Origin of the sequence: Mameliella sp. CS4 (assembly GCF_019392335.1) — a bacterium.
In the GTDB taxonomy this organism is placed as follows: domain Bacteria; phylum Pseudomonadota; class Alphaproteobacteria; order Rhodobacterales; family Rhodobacteraceae; genus Antarctobacter.
Genome location: NZ_JAHXRQ010000002.1, coordinates 164,196 through 180,615, shown reverse-complemented (window position 1 = coordinate 180,615; position 16,420 = coordinate 164,196). Strand labels below are relative to the sequence as shown.

Sequence of the window (16,420 nt, the reverse complement as noted above, 5' to 3'; positions counted from 1 at the left end):
AGAAACATCAGACGATCTCATGCCCTGCGGCGCGCAGGCGGCGCGCAATTTCCGCGATATGGGCGGGGTTCGTTTCGCAACAGCCCCCGACGATGGTGGCGCCCTGGTCGACCCAGCCCATGACGTGGTCCGCGTAGGCCTCTGGCCCCATGTCGCGGCGGGCCGAGAGGGCGGCGGCCGTGGTGCCGCCCGCAACGTAGTCCTTGGTCAATGTGGTGAAGGCATTGGCATAGGCGCCGAAGGGCGTACCGGAGAGGGACATGGCGTCGAGCGCCGCCGGCATCGCCTCTGGCGCAGAGCAATTCGCAAGCACCGCGTCGGCCTCAGCCGCGATGTCTGCCGCTCCGGACAGGGCCTCTCCCGAGCGCAGGCGGCTGCCGTCCTCGTCATCGACGGTAAAGGCCAGCCAGACCGGGCGATCGGTCTGTCGGCCCGCCGCAAGGCAGGCGCGGGCCGCGGCGAGCGAGGGGATGGTCTCGAACAGCAGCAGGTCGACGGAGGGCGCCAACAGCTTTGCCACCTCGGCGTAGAGCGGGACGGCCTCCGTCTCGTCCGGATGCAGGTCGGCGCGATAGCTTGCGCCCAGCGGCCCGATGGAGCCTGCAACGCGACCGCTGTCGCGGACCGCGGCCACCTCTTCCAGGGCGGCACGATGCAGATCCACGAACCTCGCTTCGAGATCCGGCAGTTCGGTGCCGTCGGCGGCATAGTGATTGGACGCCCCGCCCCGCAGCCTGTCGCGATGGATGGCGTAGGTGTTCGTCGTGGCCACACTGGCCCCGGCTTGGGCATAGTCGCGGTGCACCTCCGCGACCAGACCGGGACGATCCAACATGACCTGCGTGGCCCAGAGCGGGCTGACCGGGGCGCCGCTGCGGCGGACCAGTTCCTGCCCCATGCCACCGTCCAGCAGGGTTATTCGGCTCATGCTTTCAACCTCTCGTTTTGTGGATCCCAAAGCGGCCCGTCCGGCTGAACCGTGGCACGGCGCCTTTGGCCAAAGATATCGATCGCCAGTTCGGTGCCCGGCACGGCCAGGTCTGCCCGCACCATGCCCAGCGCGATGGAGGCGCCGACGCGGTATCCCCAGGCGCCAGAGGTGGTCTCTCCGACAATTTCATCGCCCTGCCAGAGGGTCGACATATAGGGGGCGTCCGCCTCACCGGTTTCGACCACCAGCGTGACAAAGCGTTTCTTTGGGCCCGCCACCGCTTCGGCGGTCAGCGCGTCCTTGCCGGGAAAATCCTGCGGCTTGTCGAGCCTGACGAAGCGGTCCAGCCCGGCCTCAAAAAGGGAATAGTCGGTGGAAAGATCGCCTTTCCAGGCACGATAGCCCTTTTCGATGCGCAAACTGTCGAGGGCGAACATGCCGAACGGTCTGGCCCCGGCCCCCAGCACCGCCTCATAGAGGGCCGGGATCTCGGCCGTGGCCGCGTGGATTTCCCAGCCCAACTCCCCGGCGAAGGACACCCGCGCCAGCCCGCAGGCAATGTCACCGACAACCGCCTGCTGGACCGACAGCCAAGGCAGCGTCAGGTCCGCCTCGGTCCCGAGTGCCCCGAACAGGTCGCGGGCCTTGGGGCCGGTGACGATCAGGGTGGAAAAATCGCGCGTGCGGTCACTCACGGTGATCCCCGCAGGCTTGTCCGCCAGCAAGAGATCGCGATCATGCCATTGCGCGGCAGCGGCGGTGATCAGCATGAAGTGATCGGGGCCATGCGCCATGACGCTCATCTCGGTCAGGATACGGCCCCGCGCATCCGGGAAATAGGCCAGGTTCATCCGGCCCGGCGCCGGCAGAGTTCCGGCAATCCGCGACAGCAACCAGCCCGCCGCCCCCGGCCCCTGCACATCGAACCGCGAAAAGCCGGGCAGATCCAGAACGCCCACGCCGTCGCGCACCGCTTCGCATTCCTCGCGCACGCGGGCCTCCCACGGCCCGGCGCGATCCCAGGTCTGTGTCGCGGCCTCGGAGGTGTCATCGCCCGGCTGGGCAAACCAGTTGGCCCGCTCCCAACCGTTGGAGACCCCCATGACCCCGCCCAGCGCCTTGACCCGGTCATGCACCGGCGAGGTCTTGCGATCCCGCGCGGCGGGCCAGGAATGATGCGGGAAATGCATGGCGTATTCGTGGCCGTAGACCTCCATCGCCTTGTCCACGCAGTACTGCGGGTCGGTATAGTCGGTAAACCGGCGCGGGTCGGTGGCCCACATGTCCCATTCGGTCTGGCCTTCGGTGACCCACTCGGCCAGCACCTTGCCCGCGCCGCCCGCCTGGGTGATGCCAAAGGTAAAGACGCAGGCCTCATAGGCATCGGGCACGCCGGGCATCGGGCCCAGCAAGGGCAGACCGTCCGGCGCATAGGGGATGGGACCGTTGATATTGCGCCCCACGCCACCCTCGCCCAACAGCGGCACGCGGGCCATCGCGTCCTCGATGTGCCACTCCAGCCGCTCCAGATCATCGGGATAGAGCTGGAACGAGAAATCTTCGGGCATGGGGTCGTCGGGCGTGATCCAGTGCGCCTTGCAGTTGCGTTCGTAAGGGCCCAGGTTCAGCCCGAATTTCTCTTGCCGCAGGTAATAGCTGCTGTCGACATCGCGCAGCAGGGGCAGCTTGCCGTTGTCCTGCGACCACTCCTTGAGCGCCGGGATCTCCTCGGTCAGAAAGAATTGGTGGCTCATGACCGCCATCGGCACGGTACGGCCACCGAAAGGCTTGAACCATTCGCCGACGCGCTGCGCATAGTACCCGGCGGCATTCACCACCTTCTCGCAGCGGATGTCGCCCTTGTGGGTGTGCACGATCCAGTCGCCGTTATCGCGGCTGACACCGGTGGCGGGGCAGAACCGTTCGATCCGCGCCCCGGCGAGACGCGCGCCCTTGGCCAGGGCCTGGGTCAGCTGCGCTGGGTCGATGTCACCATCATCGGGATCGTAGAGCGCGCCGGCCAGGTCATGCGTCTCAAGAAACGGGTAGCGGTGCTTGAGATCCGAAACCGCCAGCATCTCCAGCGCCATCCCCTGGTATTGTCCCATCGCGCGGGCGCGTTCGAATTCCATCATGCGCTCGCGCGAATGGCCAAGGCGGATCGACCCCGTGACATGGTAGTTCATCGGGTAATCGACCTCCTCCGCAAGGCGGCGGTACAGGTCCAGCGAGTAGCGCTGCATGTTCATCACCGCCCAGGAGGTGCTGAACGAGGGACAGTTGCCCGCCGCGTGCCAGGTCGACCCGGCGGTCAGCTCGTTCTTTTCCAGCAGGACGCAGTCCCACCCGGCCTTGGCAATGTGATAGGCGCAAGAGGCGCCGACCGCGCCGCCGCCGATGATGACCACGCGGGCCTGTGTCGGAAACTCGGACATGATCCCCTCGCTCATTTCTGCGGAACGCCGTCCGCGATCTGGTAGTAATCGCCCTTGTCGGCGGTGAAGATATGCTTTTCCAGGCGCACCCCGGTCGGTGTATCCAGCGCGCCCAGGGCAAAGCTCATCGTGTCCTCGTCATGGGCGTGCCAGAACAGGAAGCTGCCGCAGTTGGGGCAGAACCCGCGCCGTGCATCGGCCGAACTGTCGTACCAGCGCACCGCCCCGGTGATCCGCAGCGTCGCACGCGGGACATAGGCAGAGGCCCAGAGATGTCCCGACTGGCGCCGGCACTGCCCGCAATGGCAGACGCTGACCCCCTGCGGCGCGGCGTCGGTTTCAAAAGTGATGGCGCCACAAAGGCATTGGCCCCTGGTCATGATGTCAACTCCGGTTTCGGGCAGGCGCGGGACCTGCTGCTTCTTCTCTCAAAAAATACTCCCGCCGGAGGCATCCGGCATCGCCACGGGCACAAGGCATCAGTAAACCGGCGGCGCGATCACCCAGATCGCCACCGCAGCCTCGTCAAAGGGGTTTTCCCAGCGGAACGGCTCGCCACGGATGCGAAAGCTGTCGCCGGGATGGATTGTGAAACGCGCGTCCCCGATGGTCATCACCAGCTTTCCGGACACCAGGTACCCCAGTTCCTGGGTGGGCCGCGTCACCGTCTCACCGATCTCGGAATGCGGCTGGAACGTGGAATGCACCATCTCGAAGTCGTCTGTCAGGTCGGGAGAGAGCAGTTCCTCGACCAACCCGGACGTGCGCGACCCGATGGGCCGACGGCTGCCCTGCCGGACGATCCGGCCCGTCTCGGGCCCGGCAGCGGCCTCGTGCCTCGCCAGCATCGAAACCGAAACCTCAAGCGCCTCGGCCAGGTGCCGCAGGTCGGTGATCGACGGGTCGGAAAGATCACGTTCCACCTGGCTCAGCCAGCCGACAGAGCGGCCAAGCCGGTCGGCCAGCTGCTGCAGCGTCAACCCGCGTGTGCGCCTGAGCGCGCGCAGATCGGCGCCAAGAGTCTTGGGAAGCGGGGAGGGATGCGACATCGTGAGGTCCGTGAAAAAACAGGCTTGGATTTCACGGTGCCAGAGTCGCGTGAAATCTCAAAGCATTTTTTCACGAACCACGCGATGCGTCGCGCAAGATCGCCACAGGGAGGGCCTTCATCGTCTCGCCCTCGGCGAGCGAGACGATGATCCCGGCGGGTATTTCGCAAGCGGGGGTCTTTGCGCCCTCTCCGGATCAGATCCGCTCGATGGCGATGGCCGTGCCCTCTCCGCCGCCGATGCAGATCGCCGCAACCCCGCGTTTCGCCCCGCGCTTTTCCAGCGCGTTCAGCAATGTCACGATGATCCGCGCACCCGAGGCGCCGATCGGGTGGCCCAGCGCACAGGCGCCGCCGTTCACGTTCACCACGTCGCGCGGCAGGCCCATTTCATGCATGAAGGCCATCGGCACAACGGCAAAGGCCTCGTTGACTTCCCAGAGGTCAACATCGCCGATCTTCCATCCGATACGCTCCAGCAGTTTGCGTGCCGCCGGAACCGGCGCGGTGGGGAACAGGGACGGGGCCTGCGCGTGCGAGGCATGGCCAAGGACCTTGGCGCGGGGTGTGGCCCCGGCTGCGACGGCGGCATCCAGCGTCGAAAGCACCAGCGCCGCTGCCCCGTCCGAGATCGAAGAGGAATTGGCCGCCGTCACCGTCCCGTCCTTTCGGAAAGCCGGTTTCAGCATCGGGATCTTTTCTGGCCGCGCCTTGCCGGGCTGTTCGTCACGGGTGATGATTTCCTCACCGTGTCGCATGTGCAGGGTGACCGGGGTGATCTCATCGTCGAAGGCGCCAGTCCGTTCCGCGTCCAGCGCGTTGGACAAAGAGGCCAGCGCATACTGGTCCTGCGCCTCGCGGGTGAACTGGAAGGCCTCGGCGCAATCCTCGGCAAAGGTGCCCATGAGGCGGCCCTTGTCATAGGCATCCTCCAGCCCGTCGAGGAACATGTGGTCGATTACCTGACCGTGACCGATGCGGGCGCCACTCCGCATCTTGGGCAGAATGTAAGGCGCCTGGGTCATCGACTCCATGCCGCCCGCGACGATGGTCGCGGCCTGTCCCAGCGCCAGCCGGTCCCAGGCCATCATGGCCGCTTTCATGCCCGAGCCGCACATCTTGTTCAACGTGGTGGCCGGCACCTCTTCGCCCAAGCCCGCCGCGAATCCCGCCTGACGTGCGGGGGCCTGCCCCTGCCCTGCCGGCAGCACGCAGCCCATCAGCACCTCGTCGACCGCCGTGCCGCCTGCCTGCGACAGCGCCGCGCGGATCGCCGCGCCGCCCAGCGTGCTGGCCGCCTGTTCGGCAAAAACCCCCTGAAAGCCCCCCATCGGCGTCCGCGACGCCCCGGTGATCACGACAGTTTCCATGCGAATGCCTCCCTTTACCCGGATGTGCATACAGAAAGGTAAGGATTGCCGTCTAGGGTTCTCCCGATCCATGACTTGGGGAACGGCATGAGACTTACCACAGATCACCGCGACGGCGTGGACATCATCACGGTCGACGCAGCCCGAATCGATGCCGCTGTGGCGATTCAGTTCAAGGACCGCATGCGCGAGATCCTGGGAAACGAGAAACCCCGCTACGTGCTTGACCTGAGCCAGGTGGATTTCATCGATTCCAGTGGCCTGGGCGCGATCGTCGCGGCGATGAAATTGATGCCCCGCGGGGGCAAACTGGAACTGGCCGGGCTGCGACCCGCTGTGGACAAGGTATTCCGCATGACGCGCATGGATTCGATTTTTGCCATCCATCCCTCTGCCGAAGCCGCTGCCAGCGCTTGATCCCGGGCCGGAGCGACAGACCATGCAGGCCGAGCGGCTCGAGGACGGCGCATTCCAGGTTTGCTGCCGAATGGACAGCACCGCAGAGGATGTGCGCGCGACCCTGACCGACATCCACGCGCTATTGCAGGACCAAGAGATGGCACCGCCGCCGGACAACAACTGGGAACTGGTGGTCGCCGAAGTCCTCAACAACATCGTCGAACACGCCTATGAGGACCGCGCCGGCGGCGACATCCTGCTGCGATTGGTTTTCGCGGCCGACAGGCTGGCGGTGGAGTTCACCGATTTCGGCCGGCCCATGCCCTGCGGCACGCTTCCCTTTGGGGCGCCGGTCAATCTGGATGTTTCGGAACAGGATCTGCCGGAAGGCGGATTTGGCTGGTTCCTGATCCGCTCGCTCGCCGAGAACCTGGATTATCACCATGACGGGGACCGTAACCGGCTGACCCTTTCCATCCCGCTGGGCTGACAGGATCTGCGGCCAAACGCCGCCGTATTGCCCCGCTGCCGCCCAAATGCGGCCCGGATTCGCCGCCATCCTGGTTTTTGTAAGCTGCATATGGCTTCGCTCGGCGCCGCGCGTTTTCAGCCCCCACCCAGTGCGCGGCGTCGAGGACTTTCTCCCCCGAAAATCACACATTCGCCGCCGCCCGCCGCGATCAATCCGCGCGCGGAAAGCGGGTTGATGCCAGTGCCTGCACGGTGCCACGACATTACCCGGACCGGACCATACTTCCGCCCGCATTGACGCGCAGGTTGACCTTGTAGCTGCATATGGCTTCCCTCGGCGTCACGCGTTTTCAGCCCCCACCCAGTGCGTGGCGCCGAGGTTCCCTCCTCCTGATTGACGCCGCAAGACGCCGCCGTATGCTCTGCCCGGCAACAAGGGAGCAGTGAGGCAGATGCGCGATTTCCATAGACCCGGACGATCCCCCGTGCTGGCCCTGAACGGGCTGTGCGCGACCTCGCACCCGCTGGCCGCGCAGGCAGCGGTCGACATCCTGCAACGGGGCGGCAACGCGATGGACGCGGCGATCGCCGGTGCGACCCTGCTGGGCGTGGCGGAACCGGCGATGACCGGGCTGGGCGGCGACTGTTTCGCGCTGGTCTCGCCGGCAGGCGGGGACGAGGTCGTCGCGATCAACGGATCGGGCCGCGCACCCGAGGCGGCAAGTGCCGCCGCCCTGCGCGCCGAAGGGCACCAGGCAGTGCCGGTCGCCAGCGCACATGCGGTCACGATCCCCGGCGCGGTCGATGCCTTCTGCACCATGTCCGACCGTTGGGGGCGGCTGGGCCTGGCGGACAGCCTGGCGCCTGCGATCCGGGCAATGGACGACGGCGTGCCAGTGGCGCCGCGCGTCGCCTTCGACTGGGAAGAGGCGCAGGACCGGCTGCAGGGCGCAGCGCGCCAGCACTACCTGGATGGCGGCGCGCTGCCCGTGACCGGCGGGGTCTTTCGCCTGCCCGGCAATGCCGAGGTCCTGCGGCGAATCGCGGTCGAAGGGCGCGACGGGTTCTACAGCGGCGAGGTCGCCGAGGACATGTGCGCCGCGCTGAACGCCGCCGGTGGGGTCCACAGCCTAGAGGATTTCGCGGCCGCCGCCTGCACCATCGGCGACCCGATCTCGGGGACGTACAAGGGCCGCGAGCTGCTGGAGCATCCGCCCAACGGCCAGGGTGTGACCGCGCACCTGCTGCTCAACATCCTGTCGCATTTCGATCTGGCCGCGATGGATCCCTTCGGCGCCGAACGCATCCACATCGAGGCGGAGGCCGCCAAGCTGGCCTATGACGCGCGCAACCGTTTCCTGGCCGATGCCGATCACATGACCCGGCTGGACCACCTGAAAAGCCCCGAGACAGCGGCCCGGCTGGCGGCGCTGATCGACCCGAAGCGCGCGATGGTCTCAGCCGCGACCCTGTCCGAAGAGGTCCACCGCGAGACGATCTATATCACCGTCGTCGACCGCGACCGCATGGCCGTCTCGCTGATCTACTCGATCTTCAACAGCTTCGGCTCGGGGATCGCGTCCGACAAATTCGGCATCCTGTTCCAGAACCGTGGCGCGGGCTTTACCCTGGCCGAGGGGCACCCGAACGAAATGGCCGGTGGCAAACGGCCGATGCACACGATCATCCCCGGGATGCTGGTCGAAGAGGGCCGTGTGGCCATGCCCTTTGGCGTCATGGGCGGTCAGTACCAGCCCAACGGCCATGCGCGCGTACTGACCAACATGATCGATTTCGGCATGGATCCACAGGCGGCCCTGGACGCGCCACGCAGCTTTGCGGACGGCAGCAAGCTGCGGCTGGAGCGTGGCCATGACGAGGCGGTCTTTGCCAAGCTGGCAGAGATGGGGCACGAGATCGAGGTACCCAACGCCCCGATTGGCGGCGCACAGGCGATCCGCATCCATCAGAACGGCGTGCTCGAAGGGGCGTCGGACCCGCGCAAGGACGGTTGCGCGATCGGTTACTGATGTCTCCAAAAGCCGTTTAGATTTCTTAACGGCGCCGTATTCTCGCCCCGGATGACACGCAACCATTACGTGTCATCTACGGAGAGATCGCATGGTTTTGCCTCATATCGCCTTTGCGCGCTTTTTCACCCGCCTGTTCGACTTTGGCGGACGGTCCAGCCGGTCGGAATTCTGGTGGGGCCAGTTGCTGGTGCCCGTCGCGCTCTTTTTCGCCGTTGTACCGCTTTCCCAGATCGCCCCGACAGAAGCGACCGGCGGTATTCCCGTCGCGGGGTTCATCGTTCTGGGTGTTCTGATGGCGTGGATCGCCGGACAGTTGTCTGCGCAGGTCCGCCGCCTGCACGACACCGGAAAATCCGGGGTGTGGCTGCTGATGGCGCTGGTCCCGCTGGTCGGTTCCTTCATCATGCTTTACCTGTTGGTCCAGCCGTCGGACGACGGCAACAAGTGGGGTCCGCCCCCTGGCGAGCCAATGCGCCCCCTGCGCGAACCGGACGCGCCGGAACTGGGCAACGCGGATGCGCAGGTCGTGTAATCCAAGGCCAGCCGCGCGCGCGCCGAAGAAAAGCACCGCGTGGGACAGCTACGGCATCCTGCTGAACAGCGACGCGCCGCCGCCCCCCGCCGTTGTCGAAAAGCGCAAGGCAGAGCTCAGCGACGACTACCGCCGCAACGTCCTGAAACTGGCCGAGGTCCCGGCAGAGTAAGCGCGCTCCCCAACGCGAAATGGCCGGGCAGAGCGCCCGGCCAAGTCATGTTGCGCTCGCGACACCGTCGCCGCGCAGACGGCAGGATTCAGTAGGAATACGCGCCGTAGATCTTCGACAGATCCCCGTTCCAATCGCCGTGGTAATGCTCCAGCAGCTCGTCTGAGGGCACCTTGCCGCTCTCGACACTGTCCTTGAGCGCGTTCAGGAAATGAGTCTCGTTCGGGACAAGGCCGCCGGCCCCGGGGCGCGCCCGCGCCACGAGCCCCGCCTCGGCGATGTTCAGCACCTCATGCGCCAGATCGTGCATCCGGATATTGCCGACCTGGGCCTGCAATCCGTCGCGCGTTGCCGCCAGCCGCAGCGCCTCGCGCGTTTCCGCGTCCCAGCCCTTGGCCAGGTCCCATGCGGCATCCAGCGCGGTCTGGTCGTACATCAGCCCGACCCAGAAGGCGGGCAGCGCACACAGACGCCGCCACGGCCCGCCATCGGCGCCGCGCATCTCGATGTATTTCTTCATCCGCGCGTCGGGGAAAGCGGTGGTCAGGTGGTCAGCCCAGTCAGACAGCGTCGGCACCTCGCCCGGCAGGGCGGGCAGCTTGCCGTCCAGGAAATCGCGGAAGGACATACCCAGCGCATCGACGTAGACCCCGTCGCGATAGACAAAGTACATCGGCACATCCAGCGCGTAGTCCACCCATGCTTCGAACCCGAAACCGTCCTCGAAGACGAAGGGCAGCATGCCGGTGCGCGAGTCGTCCAGCGTCTCCCAGATCTGCATCCGCTTGGATTTCACACCCACCGGCTTGCCCTCGAAGAAGGGCGAATTGGCAAAGAGCGCCGTGGCCACGGGGGACAATGCCAGCGCCACGCGCATCTTCTGCACCATGTCCGCCTCGGTCTCGAAATCGAGATTCACCTGAACGGTGCAGGTCCGGCGCATCATCTGTTTGCCGGTGGTGCCCACCTTGTCCATGTAGGCATCCATCAGCTTGTAGCGGCCCTTGGGCATGAGCGGCATTTCCTCATGCGTCCAGATCGGCGCCGCGCCCAGCCCGATGAAGCCCACGCCGATCTCGTCGGCGATGTCCTTCACTTGCGCCAGGTGTTCGTTCACCTCGTCGCAGGTCTGGTGGATGGTTTCCAGCGGCGCGCCCGACAGCTCCAGCGCCCCACCCGGCTCCAGCGACACGTTGGCGCCGTCCTTGCTCAGGCCGATGATATGCCCGCCCTCGCTGACCGGGTCCCAGCCGTGGCGGTCACGCAGCCCCTCCAGCACCGCGCGGATCGAGCGGTCGCCGTCGTAGGGCAAGGGGTTCAAAGTGTCCTTGCAATAGCCGAATTTCTCATGCTCGGTGCCGATGCGCCATTGATCCTTCGGCTTGCAGCCCGAGGCCAGGTACTCTGCCAATTGGTCATGAGAGGTGATCGGCCCGCCGCCGGATTGGGGAATGGACATGTGGGGGCTCCCGGTCTGCTCGCGCTTGTGAACCTAATCTGTTGTCGCCAATCGGCCAGAGTGTCAATGCAGCCTTCTGGCGGCGTCGCGCACAGAAGGCGCGCGCCAGATGACAACTTGATGCGCCGCGCGCTCTTGCATTTGCCGCAGCATGTGTTCCGTGCGAATGCCGGGAAGGGTAGCGAAGGCATCAAAAAGCTGGTCGGCGCCCTTGGCGGTCAGGGGAATTTCAAGGCGCGGCTGGCCCGGCGCCATCAGCAGCCAGACCGGCGGGTCCGAGGTCGGATCGAGGCTGAGCGCCTCAAGCGCGTCCAGATCGACGATCCCGCCCGACAGCGGTCCGAAATAGCTGACACGACGTTCGACCACCTGCACCACGCCGGGGCCGCCGCCGCCCCGGCGAAAGCGCGCGCGCTGCACGCCGGTGACTGTCAGGGCCACGCCAAGGAGGATCACCAGGTAACCGATCCAGTGCAGCAGCCCGCCGCCGGTGAAGAACCCCCAATAGGCCCCCAGCGCCATTGTGGCGAGCCCGATCAGCGCCTCCTGCCACTGGCGCAGGGTCTGGGCGGCTTCGCGGCGGATCACCGGGGGTCTCCCAGCAGGATGGCCTTGTCCAGCATGGCGATGCGATAGCCGCCGACACGGGCAAAGCCGATGCGTTCATAGGTCTTTGCCGCCCGCGGCGACGCGGCAAATAGAATGGCGGTCGTGGCGCCCTGCCCCGCCATTTCGGCCAAGAGCGCCTGTACCACCTGCCCGCCCAGCCCCTGACCCCGGAGGGCCGTGGGCACGAAGACACCCCCGACCTGCACCGCCTGTCCGGCCTTTGCGTTGATCGCAGCCATCGCCACGGGATTGCCGTCACGCTTCAGGATTCGGATACGCGGCGCGCCCACGGCCATCTCGGCCCGGCGCAGAGCGGCCTCTTGCAGCTCGCCCGGCGGGGCCGTCCCGGTTTCCGTCATGTACTGCGCGAACCACTCGGTCAGCCGCGGCACATCCGCCTCGGCCGGTGGCCGGACGGTCCTGTCCGAAGCCAGTCCGCCGATGTCCATCCGGTAAAGCGGTTCGACCCGGTTCAGCCGCCAGGCCTCCTCGGGAACGGGCAGCGCGTCCAGGATCACCTGCACCTGATCCGCATCGCCGGTCATGCCCTGCAGCGTATAGCCCTTCAGAAGATGGGCGTATGTCTGCGCCTCTGTCGCGCCGAGGCCGGGCAGCTGGCACATCAGGAAGCCGCCGTTGGTACAACCAAAGACCCCCGTGATGCCGTCGCCGGTTTCGCGCAGGAAAAAGGCGGTGCCGTGCGGATGGGTCGCGTCCTCGGTGCCATGCGCCTCGAGGTTGCCGAGCAGGAACATCGAGGTTTCGACGTGGGCGTCGAGAAAGGCCGCCATCGGGCCAATGTCGGCGGGCGTGGCCTTGCGGATCATTGCCAGTCTCCCAGCGTGGTCTGCCAGAGGGTCAGCGCCGCCACGGCGGCGGTGTCCGCACGCAGGATGCGCGGGCCCAGCGCCACCGCATGCGCAAAGGGCAGCGCCTGCAGCCGGGCGCGTTCGGCATCGGAAAACCCGCCCTCGGGGCCGATGAGAATCGCCCAGGGGGCATCGGTGTCAGGCAGGCGCCTATGTGCCCCGGCCTGCGCCTCATCGCAGAACATCAGCTGACGCCCCTCCGGCCAGTCCGCCAGAAGCCGGTCCAGCCGGTGCAGATCCGTGACCTCGGGGACGAAGGTGGCGCCGCATTGTTCAGCCGCCTCGGTGGCATGCGCCTGCAGCCGGTCCTGACGGATGCGTTCGGAATTCGTGAACTTGGTCTGGACGGGCAAGATCCGGCGCGCGCCCATCTCGACCGATTTCTCGACGATAAAATCGGTGCGCGCCTTCTTGATCGGCGCGAACATCAGCCAGAGGTCGGGCGGCATCGACTGCGGCGCGGTCTGGTCAAGACAGACCAGCATGCCGCCGCGCTTGCCGGCCTCGACGACTTCGGCGCGGAATTCGCCGTCCTGCCCGTTGAACAGGGCCACCTGCGCGCCAGTGGTCAGCCGCATCACCCCAAAGAGGTAATGCGCCTGCTCCCGCGACAGGGTCACCTGTTGTTCCTCGGCCAAAGGGTGCTCTACAAAGAGCCGGATTTTCGGTGTCACCGTCATGGAGGGGACCATATGTCCGGGACGCATCAGAGACCAGAGGCCGAAGGACAGGTCCGTGACGCGGTCAGCGGCAACTGGGTCGATACCTGGGCGCCGCAGTGGACGCGCCCCTACCTGCGGCTGAGTCGCGCGGATCGTCCCATCGGCACCTGGCTCTTGCTGTTGCCCTGCTGGTGGGGGCTGTTGTTGTCGATGGTCAACAACGGGCAGGCCTACTGGTTCGACCTGTGGATCTTTGCGGGCTGCGGCATCGGGGCGGTGCTGATGCGCGGAGCTGGCTGCACCTGGAACGACATCACCGACCGCGGGATAGACGGATCGGTGGCGCGCACGGCCTCGCGCCCGATTCCATCTGGCCAGGTGACGACGAAACAGGCGCTGGCCTGGGCGGTCCTTCAGTCGCTGGTGGCCTTTCTGATCCTCATCACTTTTCCGCCTGCGGCCATCGCACTTGGGGTTCTGTCGCTGGCGCCGGTCGCGGTTTACCCCTTTGCCAAGCGGTTTACCTGGTGGCCACAGATCTTCCTGGGCATCGCCTTCAACTGGGGCGCCTTGCTGGCCTGGACCGCCCACAGCGGGCGGTTGGAACTGCCGGCGGTGCTTCTCTACCTCGCCGGAATGGCGTGGACGCTGTTTTATGACACGATCTATGCCCACCAGGACAAGGAAGACGATGCGCTGATCGGGGTCAAATCCACCGCACGGCTGTTCGGGGACGACACGCCGAAATGGTTGCGCCGGTTCCTAGTGGCCTCGGTCGCGCTTATGGGACTGGCCATCGTGGCAGCGGCGCCGGAGGGCAACCTGCTGGCACTGATCCTGATGATCGGCGGCCCCTGGGCAATGGGCTGGCACATGGTCTGGCAATTGCGGCGCCTGAAGATGGACGATCATGACCGGTTGCTGAGCCTGTTCCGATCCAACCGGGACGCCGGGCTGCTGCCTGTGCTGTTTTTCGCCATCGCCCTGATCGTCTGATTGCACCGTCCGGCGCGCTTGCGTATCAGTTCCGAAAAAACAAGGAAAATACCGCGCCCATGCGCCTCTCCTCGTTAGTCATCACTGGTGGCATTTTCGCTGCGGCGGGCGTGTTCAGCCTCGTGACCGCAAACATCGCCGGCAACGTCGTGGAACGCGCCTCGCTGACCGGCGTTCTGACCGAACTGGATTCGGACGGTCTGACCTGGGCCGAGGTCGACACCAACGGCCTGCAGGTCTTTCTTTTCGGCACCGCCCCGGACGAAGCGGCGCGGTTCCAGGCGTTGAGCGCGGCGGGCCGCGTCGTCGATGCCAGCCGGGTGATCGACCAGATGCTGGTCGAAGAGCCGGAGAAAATCGCCCCGCCCAGCTTTTCGGTCGAGATCCTGCGCAACGATGCCGGGATCTCTGTCATCGGGCTGGTCCCGGCCTCCACCGACCGCGACGCGCTGATCGAGAGCTTGCGCGGCCTTGCAGGCGACGGGCAGGTGATGGACCTGCTGGAAACCGCCGATTTCCCGGCCCCCGAAGGCTGGGCCGACGCGCTGGAGTTTGCCTCCACCGCGCTTCAGGACCTGCCCCGGTCCAAGATTTCTGTCGCCGCCGACAAGGTGGCGATCAAGGCCATGACCGAAAGCCCCGAGGCCCGCAGCCGACTGGAAGCCGCGCTGACCCGGCGCAAGCCCCAGGACCTGCGCCTGGCAATGGATTTCTCGGCCCCGCGCCCGGTCATCTCTCCTTTCACGCTGCGCTTTGCCATCGACGAAGAGGGGGCACGGTTCGACGCCTGCTCCGCCGACACCGAGACCGGTCGCGACCGCATCCTGCGGGCGGCGGCCCAGGCGGGCCTGGAAGGCAAGGCCAGCTGCCGTCTGGGGCTGGGTGTGCCATCACGCAAATGGGCGGACGCGGTGGAAATCGGCATTGCCAAGCTGGCGGAACTGGGTGGCGGCACGCTGACCTTTTCGAATGCAGATGTGTCCCTTGTGGCGCTGGAAGGCACCAACCAGGCGCTGTTCGACCGGGTTGTCGGCGAGCTGGAAGCGGCCCTGCCCGATCTCTTTGCGCTGACCGCCGACCTGCCCAAACCGCCTGACGCCGAACCCGAGGGCGCGCCGGATTTCGTGGCCACGCTCAGCCCGGAAGGCGCCGTGCAACTGCGCGGCAGGTTGGGCACGGAACAGGCGCGCGCCACCGCGGACAGCTTTGCAAGGGCGCTCTTCAGCTCCGAAGCGGTCTATACGGCGGCCCGCGTCACCGAGGGCGTGCCCGGCGACTGGACGGTGCGTGTGCTGGCCAGTCTGGACGCGCTGGCGCTGTTGTCACATGGCGCGGTCACGGTGACCCCTGACCTGGTGACCGTCACCGGCAAGACCGGCAACACCGAGGCCAGCGCCCAGATTGCCGACCTGCTGGTGGCCAAGCTGGGCGAGGCCGCGGCCTTTGACATCGACGTTGAATATGTCGAAGCCCTGGACCCGATCGCCGGCCTGCCCACGCCAGAGGAATGCGAGGCGATGATCGTCGAGATCATCGGCGACCGTAAGATCACGTTCGAACCCGGCTCTGCCCGGCTGGATGCCTCGGCTGAGGATATCATGGACGAACTGGCCGACCTGCTGAAGCAATGCGGCGACATCGCGCTTGAAATCGGCGGCCATACCGACAGCCAGGGCCGCGAGATCATGAACCAGGAACTGAGCCGCGACCGCGCCCAGGCTGTCCTTGACGCCTTGCGTGCGCGGCGGGTGCCCACGCGCTCTTACACGGCAAAGGGCTATGGTGAGACCGTCCCGATTGCCGACAACGGCACCGAAGAAGGCCGCGAGGCCAACCGCCGGATCGAATTCAAGCTCTTGAAACCCGAACCGGAAGAGGGCGAAGAAGGGGTGGAACCGGGCGATTCGGACCCGGCTGCGGATCCGGATCCTGTCGCGGCAGACGTCGACCCGGAAACGGTGGACGCGGCTCCCGCAATCGACCCCGGTGCACCGGCAGAGGCGCAGCCGAATCCGGAACTGGGCAGGATCAGGCCGCCAAAGGGCAGAGGAACTGGGGATGAATAGGACCGAATTCATCGTGACGACCGCGGCGATCCTATTCGTTGCCTTCCTGCTGGGCTGGTTCGCCCATTGGCTGGTGCATCGGTTCAAGCGCGTCAGCCAGGCCGACATGGACCAGCTGGAAAAGATGAGCCAGGAGCTGCACGAGGCGGAGGAAACCCGCGACCAGGCCATCACCTACCTGCAACAGCGCGAGGCCGAGCTGACCAACCAGCTGGCCCAGACCGAGGCGGAACTTTCGGCGGCGATGGAAGGGCTGCGCGAGGCGCGCTCTGACGCCGAAGAAATGCGCGCCCATGTCGAGCGGATGAACCAGCAGGCCTGAAACGGGCCTGAGGGTGCCGGCCCTTTCCAGAGCGGTCGGTATATGG

The 16,420-nt window shown here is 66.2% G+C and carries 17 protein-coding genes; 8 read left to right on the top strand and 9 right to left on the bottom strand.

The annotated features are described in order from the left end of the window. Positions 1 to 7 precede the first annotated feature (7 nt). The 5 genes from KZZ07_RS04170 to KZZ07_RS04150 form a co-directional block, all read right to left on the bottom strand. A complete protein-coding gene (locus KZZ07_RS04170; protein WP_219512445.1) occupies positions 8 to 928 on the bottom strand; it encodes a homocysteine S-methyltransferase family protein in 921 nt (306 codons plus the stop codon). Next, positions 925 to 3,366 (bottom strand): GcvT family protein, encoded by a 2,442-nt coding sequence (locus tag KZZ07_RS04165; RefSeq protein WP_219512444.1) that lies wholly within the window; start codon positions 3,364 to 3,366, stop codon positions 925 to 927. The genes KZZ07_RS04170 and KZZ07_RS04165 overlap by 4 nt, the downstream gene beginning before the upstream one ends. Positions 3,367 to 3,377: 11 nt before the next feature. Next, a complete protein-coding gene (locus tag KZZ07_RS04160; RefSeq protein ID WP_219512443.1) occupies positions 3,378 to 3,746 on the bottom strand; it encodes a GFA family protein in 369 nt (122 codons plus the stop codon). Positions 3,747 to 3,845: 99 nt separating this feature from the next. Next, complete coding sequence (locus KZZ07_RS04155) at positions 3,846 to 4,415, bottom strand: helix-turn-helix domain-containing protein (RefSeq protein ID WP_219512442.1); 570 nt, start codon at positions 4,413 to 4,415, stop codon at positions 3,846 to 3,848. Positions 4,416 to 4,611: 196 nt separating this feature from the next. Then, entirely contained in the window at positions 4,612 to 5,784 is a 1,173-nt protein-coding gene (locus KZZ07_RS04150; protein ID WP_219512440.1) for an acetyl-CoA C-acyltransferase, read from the bottom strand. An 87-nt stretch (positions 5,785 to 5,871) separates the two neighbouring features. On the opposite strand from KZZ07_RS04150, the gene KZZ07_RS04145 reads away from it, so the two are divergent. The 5 genes from KZZ07_RS04145 to KZZ07_RS04125 all read left to right on the top strand — a co-directional run bounded on the left by KZZ07_RS04145 (position 5,872) and on the right by KZZ07_RS04125 (position 9,391). Further along, entirely contained in the window at positions 5,872 to 6,201 is a 330-nt protein-coding gene (locus tag KZZ07_RS04145; protein ID WP_219512439.1) for an STAS domain-containing protein, read from the top strand. Between the two features lie 70 nt (positions 6,202 to 6,271). Beyond that, complete coding sequence (locus KZZ07_RS04140; protein ID WP_219512438.1) at positions 6,272 to 6,673, top strand: ATP-binding protein; 402 nt, start codon at positions 6,272 to 6,274, stop codon at positions 6,671 to 6,673. A 433-nt stretch (positions 6,674 to 7,106) separates the two neighbouring features. After that, positions 7,107 to 8,684 carry a gamma-glutamyltransferase family protein gene (locus tag KZZ07_RS04135; protein WP_219512437.1) on the top strand — a complete coding sequence of 526 codons (1,578 nt, stop codon included), beginning with the start codon at positions 7,107 to 7,109 and terminating at the stop codon, positions 8,682 to 8,684. A 91-nt stretch (positions 8,685 to 8,775) separates the two neighbouring features. Beyond that, positions 8,776 to 9,219 (top strand): DUF805 domain-containing protein, encoded by a 444-nt coding sequence (locus KZZ07_RS04130; RefSeq protein WP_219512436.1) that lies wholly within the window; start codon positions 8,776 to 8,778, stop codon positions 9,217 to 9,219. After that, positions 9,203 to 9,391 carry a hypothetical protein gene (locus KZZ07_RS04125; RefSeq protein WP_219512435.1) on the top strand — a complete coding sequence of 63 codons (189 nt, stop codon included), beginning with the start codon at positions 9,203 to 9,205 and terminating at the stop codon, positions 9,389 to 9,391. The genes KZZ07_RS04130 and KZZ07_RS04125 overlap by 17 nt, the downstream gene beginning before the upstream one ends. 88 nt (positions 9,392 to 9,479) lie before the next feature. On the opposite strand, the gene KZZ07_RS04120 is transcribed toward KZZ07_RS04125, so the two are convergent. The 4 genes from KZZ07_RS04120 to KZZ07_RS04105 all read right to left on the bottom strand — a co-directional run bounded on the left by KZZ07_RS04120 (position 9,480) and on the right by KZZ07_RS04105 (position 13,002). After that, entirely contained in the window at positions 9,480 to 10,850 is a 1,371-nt protein-coding gene (locus tag KZZ07_RS04120; RefSeq protein WP_219512434.1) for a glutamate--cysteine ligase, read from the bottom strand. Between the two features lie 63 nt (positions 10,851 to 10,913). Further along, positions 10,914 to 11,438 carry a hypothetical protein gene (locus KZZ07_RS04115; protein WP_219512433.1) on the bottom strand — a complete coding sequence of 175 codons (525 nt, stop codon included), beginning with the start codon at positions 11,436 to 11,438 and terminating at the stop codon, positions 10,914 to 10,916. Next, positions 11,435 to 12,286 (bottom strand): GNAT family N-acetyltransferase, encoded by an 852-nt coding sequence (locus tag KZZ07_RS04110; RefSeq protein ID WP_219512432.1) that lies wholly within the window; start codon positions 12,284 to 12,286, stop codon positions 11,435 to 11,437. The genes KZZ07_RS04115 and KZZ07_RS04110 overlap by 4 nt, the downstream gene beginning before the upstream one ends. Then, positions 12,283 to 13,002: a 16S rRNA (uracil(1498)-N(3))-methyltransferase gene (locus KZZ07_RS04105; protein ID WP_300533142.1), complete on the bottom strand. Its 720-nt coding sequence runs from the start codon at positions 13,000 to 13,002 to the stop codon at positions 12,283 to 12,285. Before KZZ07_RS04105 ends, KZZ07_RS04110 begins: the two co-directional genes overlap by 4 nt. Positions 13,003 to 13,020: 18 nt before the next feature. Here KZZ07_RS04105 and ubiA point away from each other — a divergent pair, with 18 nt between their 5' ends. Genes ubiA through KZZ07_RS04090 form a run of 3 tightly spaced genes read left to right on the top strand, consistent with a single transcriptional unit; the run spans position 13,021 to position 16,374 of the window. Continuing rightward, complete coding sequence (gene ubiA / locus KZZ07_RS04100) at positions 13,021 to 13,986, top strand: 4-hydroxybenzoate octaprenyltransferase (RefSeq protein ID WP_255564151.1); 966 nt, start codon at positions 13,021 to 13,023, stop codon at positions 13,984 to 13,986. 59 nt (positions 13,987 to 14,045) lie between these two features. Next, positions 14,046 to 16,052: an OmpA family protein gene (locus KZZ07_RS04095; RefSeq protein ID WP_219512429.1), complete on the top strand. Its 2,007-nt coding sequence runs from the start codon at positions 14,046 to 14,048 to the stop codon at positions 16,050 to 16,052. After that, positions 16,045 to 16,374 carry a hypothetical protein gene (locus KZZ07_RS04090; RefSeq protein WP_043136725.1) on the top strand — a complete coding sequence of 110 codons (330 nt, stop codon included), beginning with the start codon at positions 16,045 to 16,047 and terminating at the stop codon, positions 16,372 to 16,374. The genes KZZ07_RS04095 and KZZ07_RS04090 overlap by 8 nt, the downstream gene beginning before the upstream one ends. Positions 16,375 to 16,420: the final 46 nt, after the last annotated feature.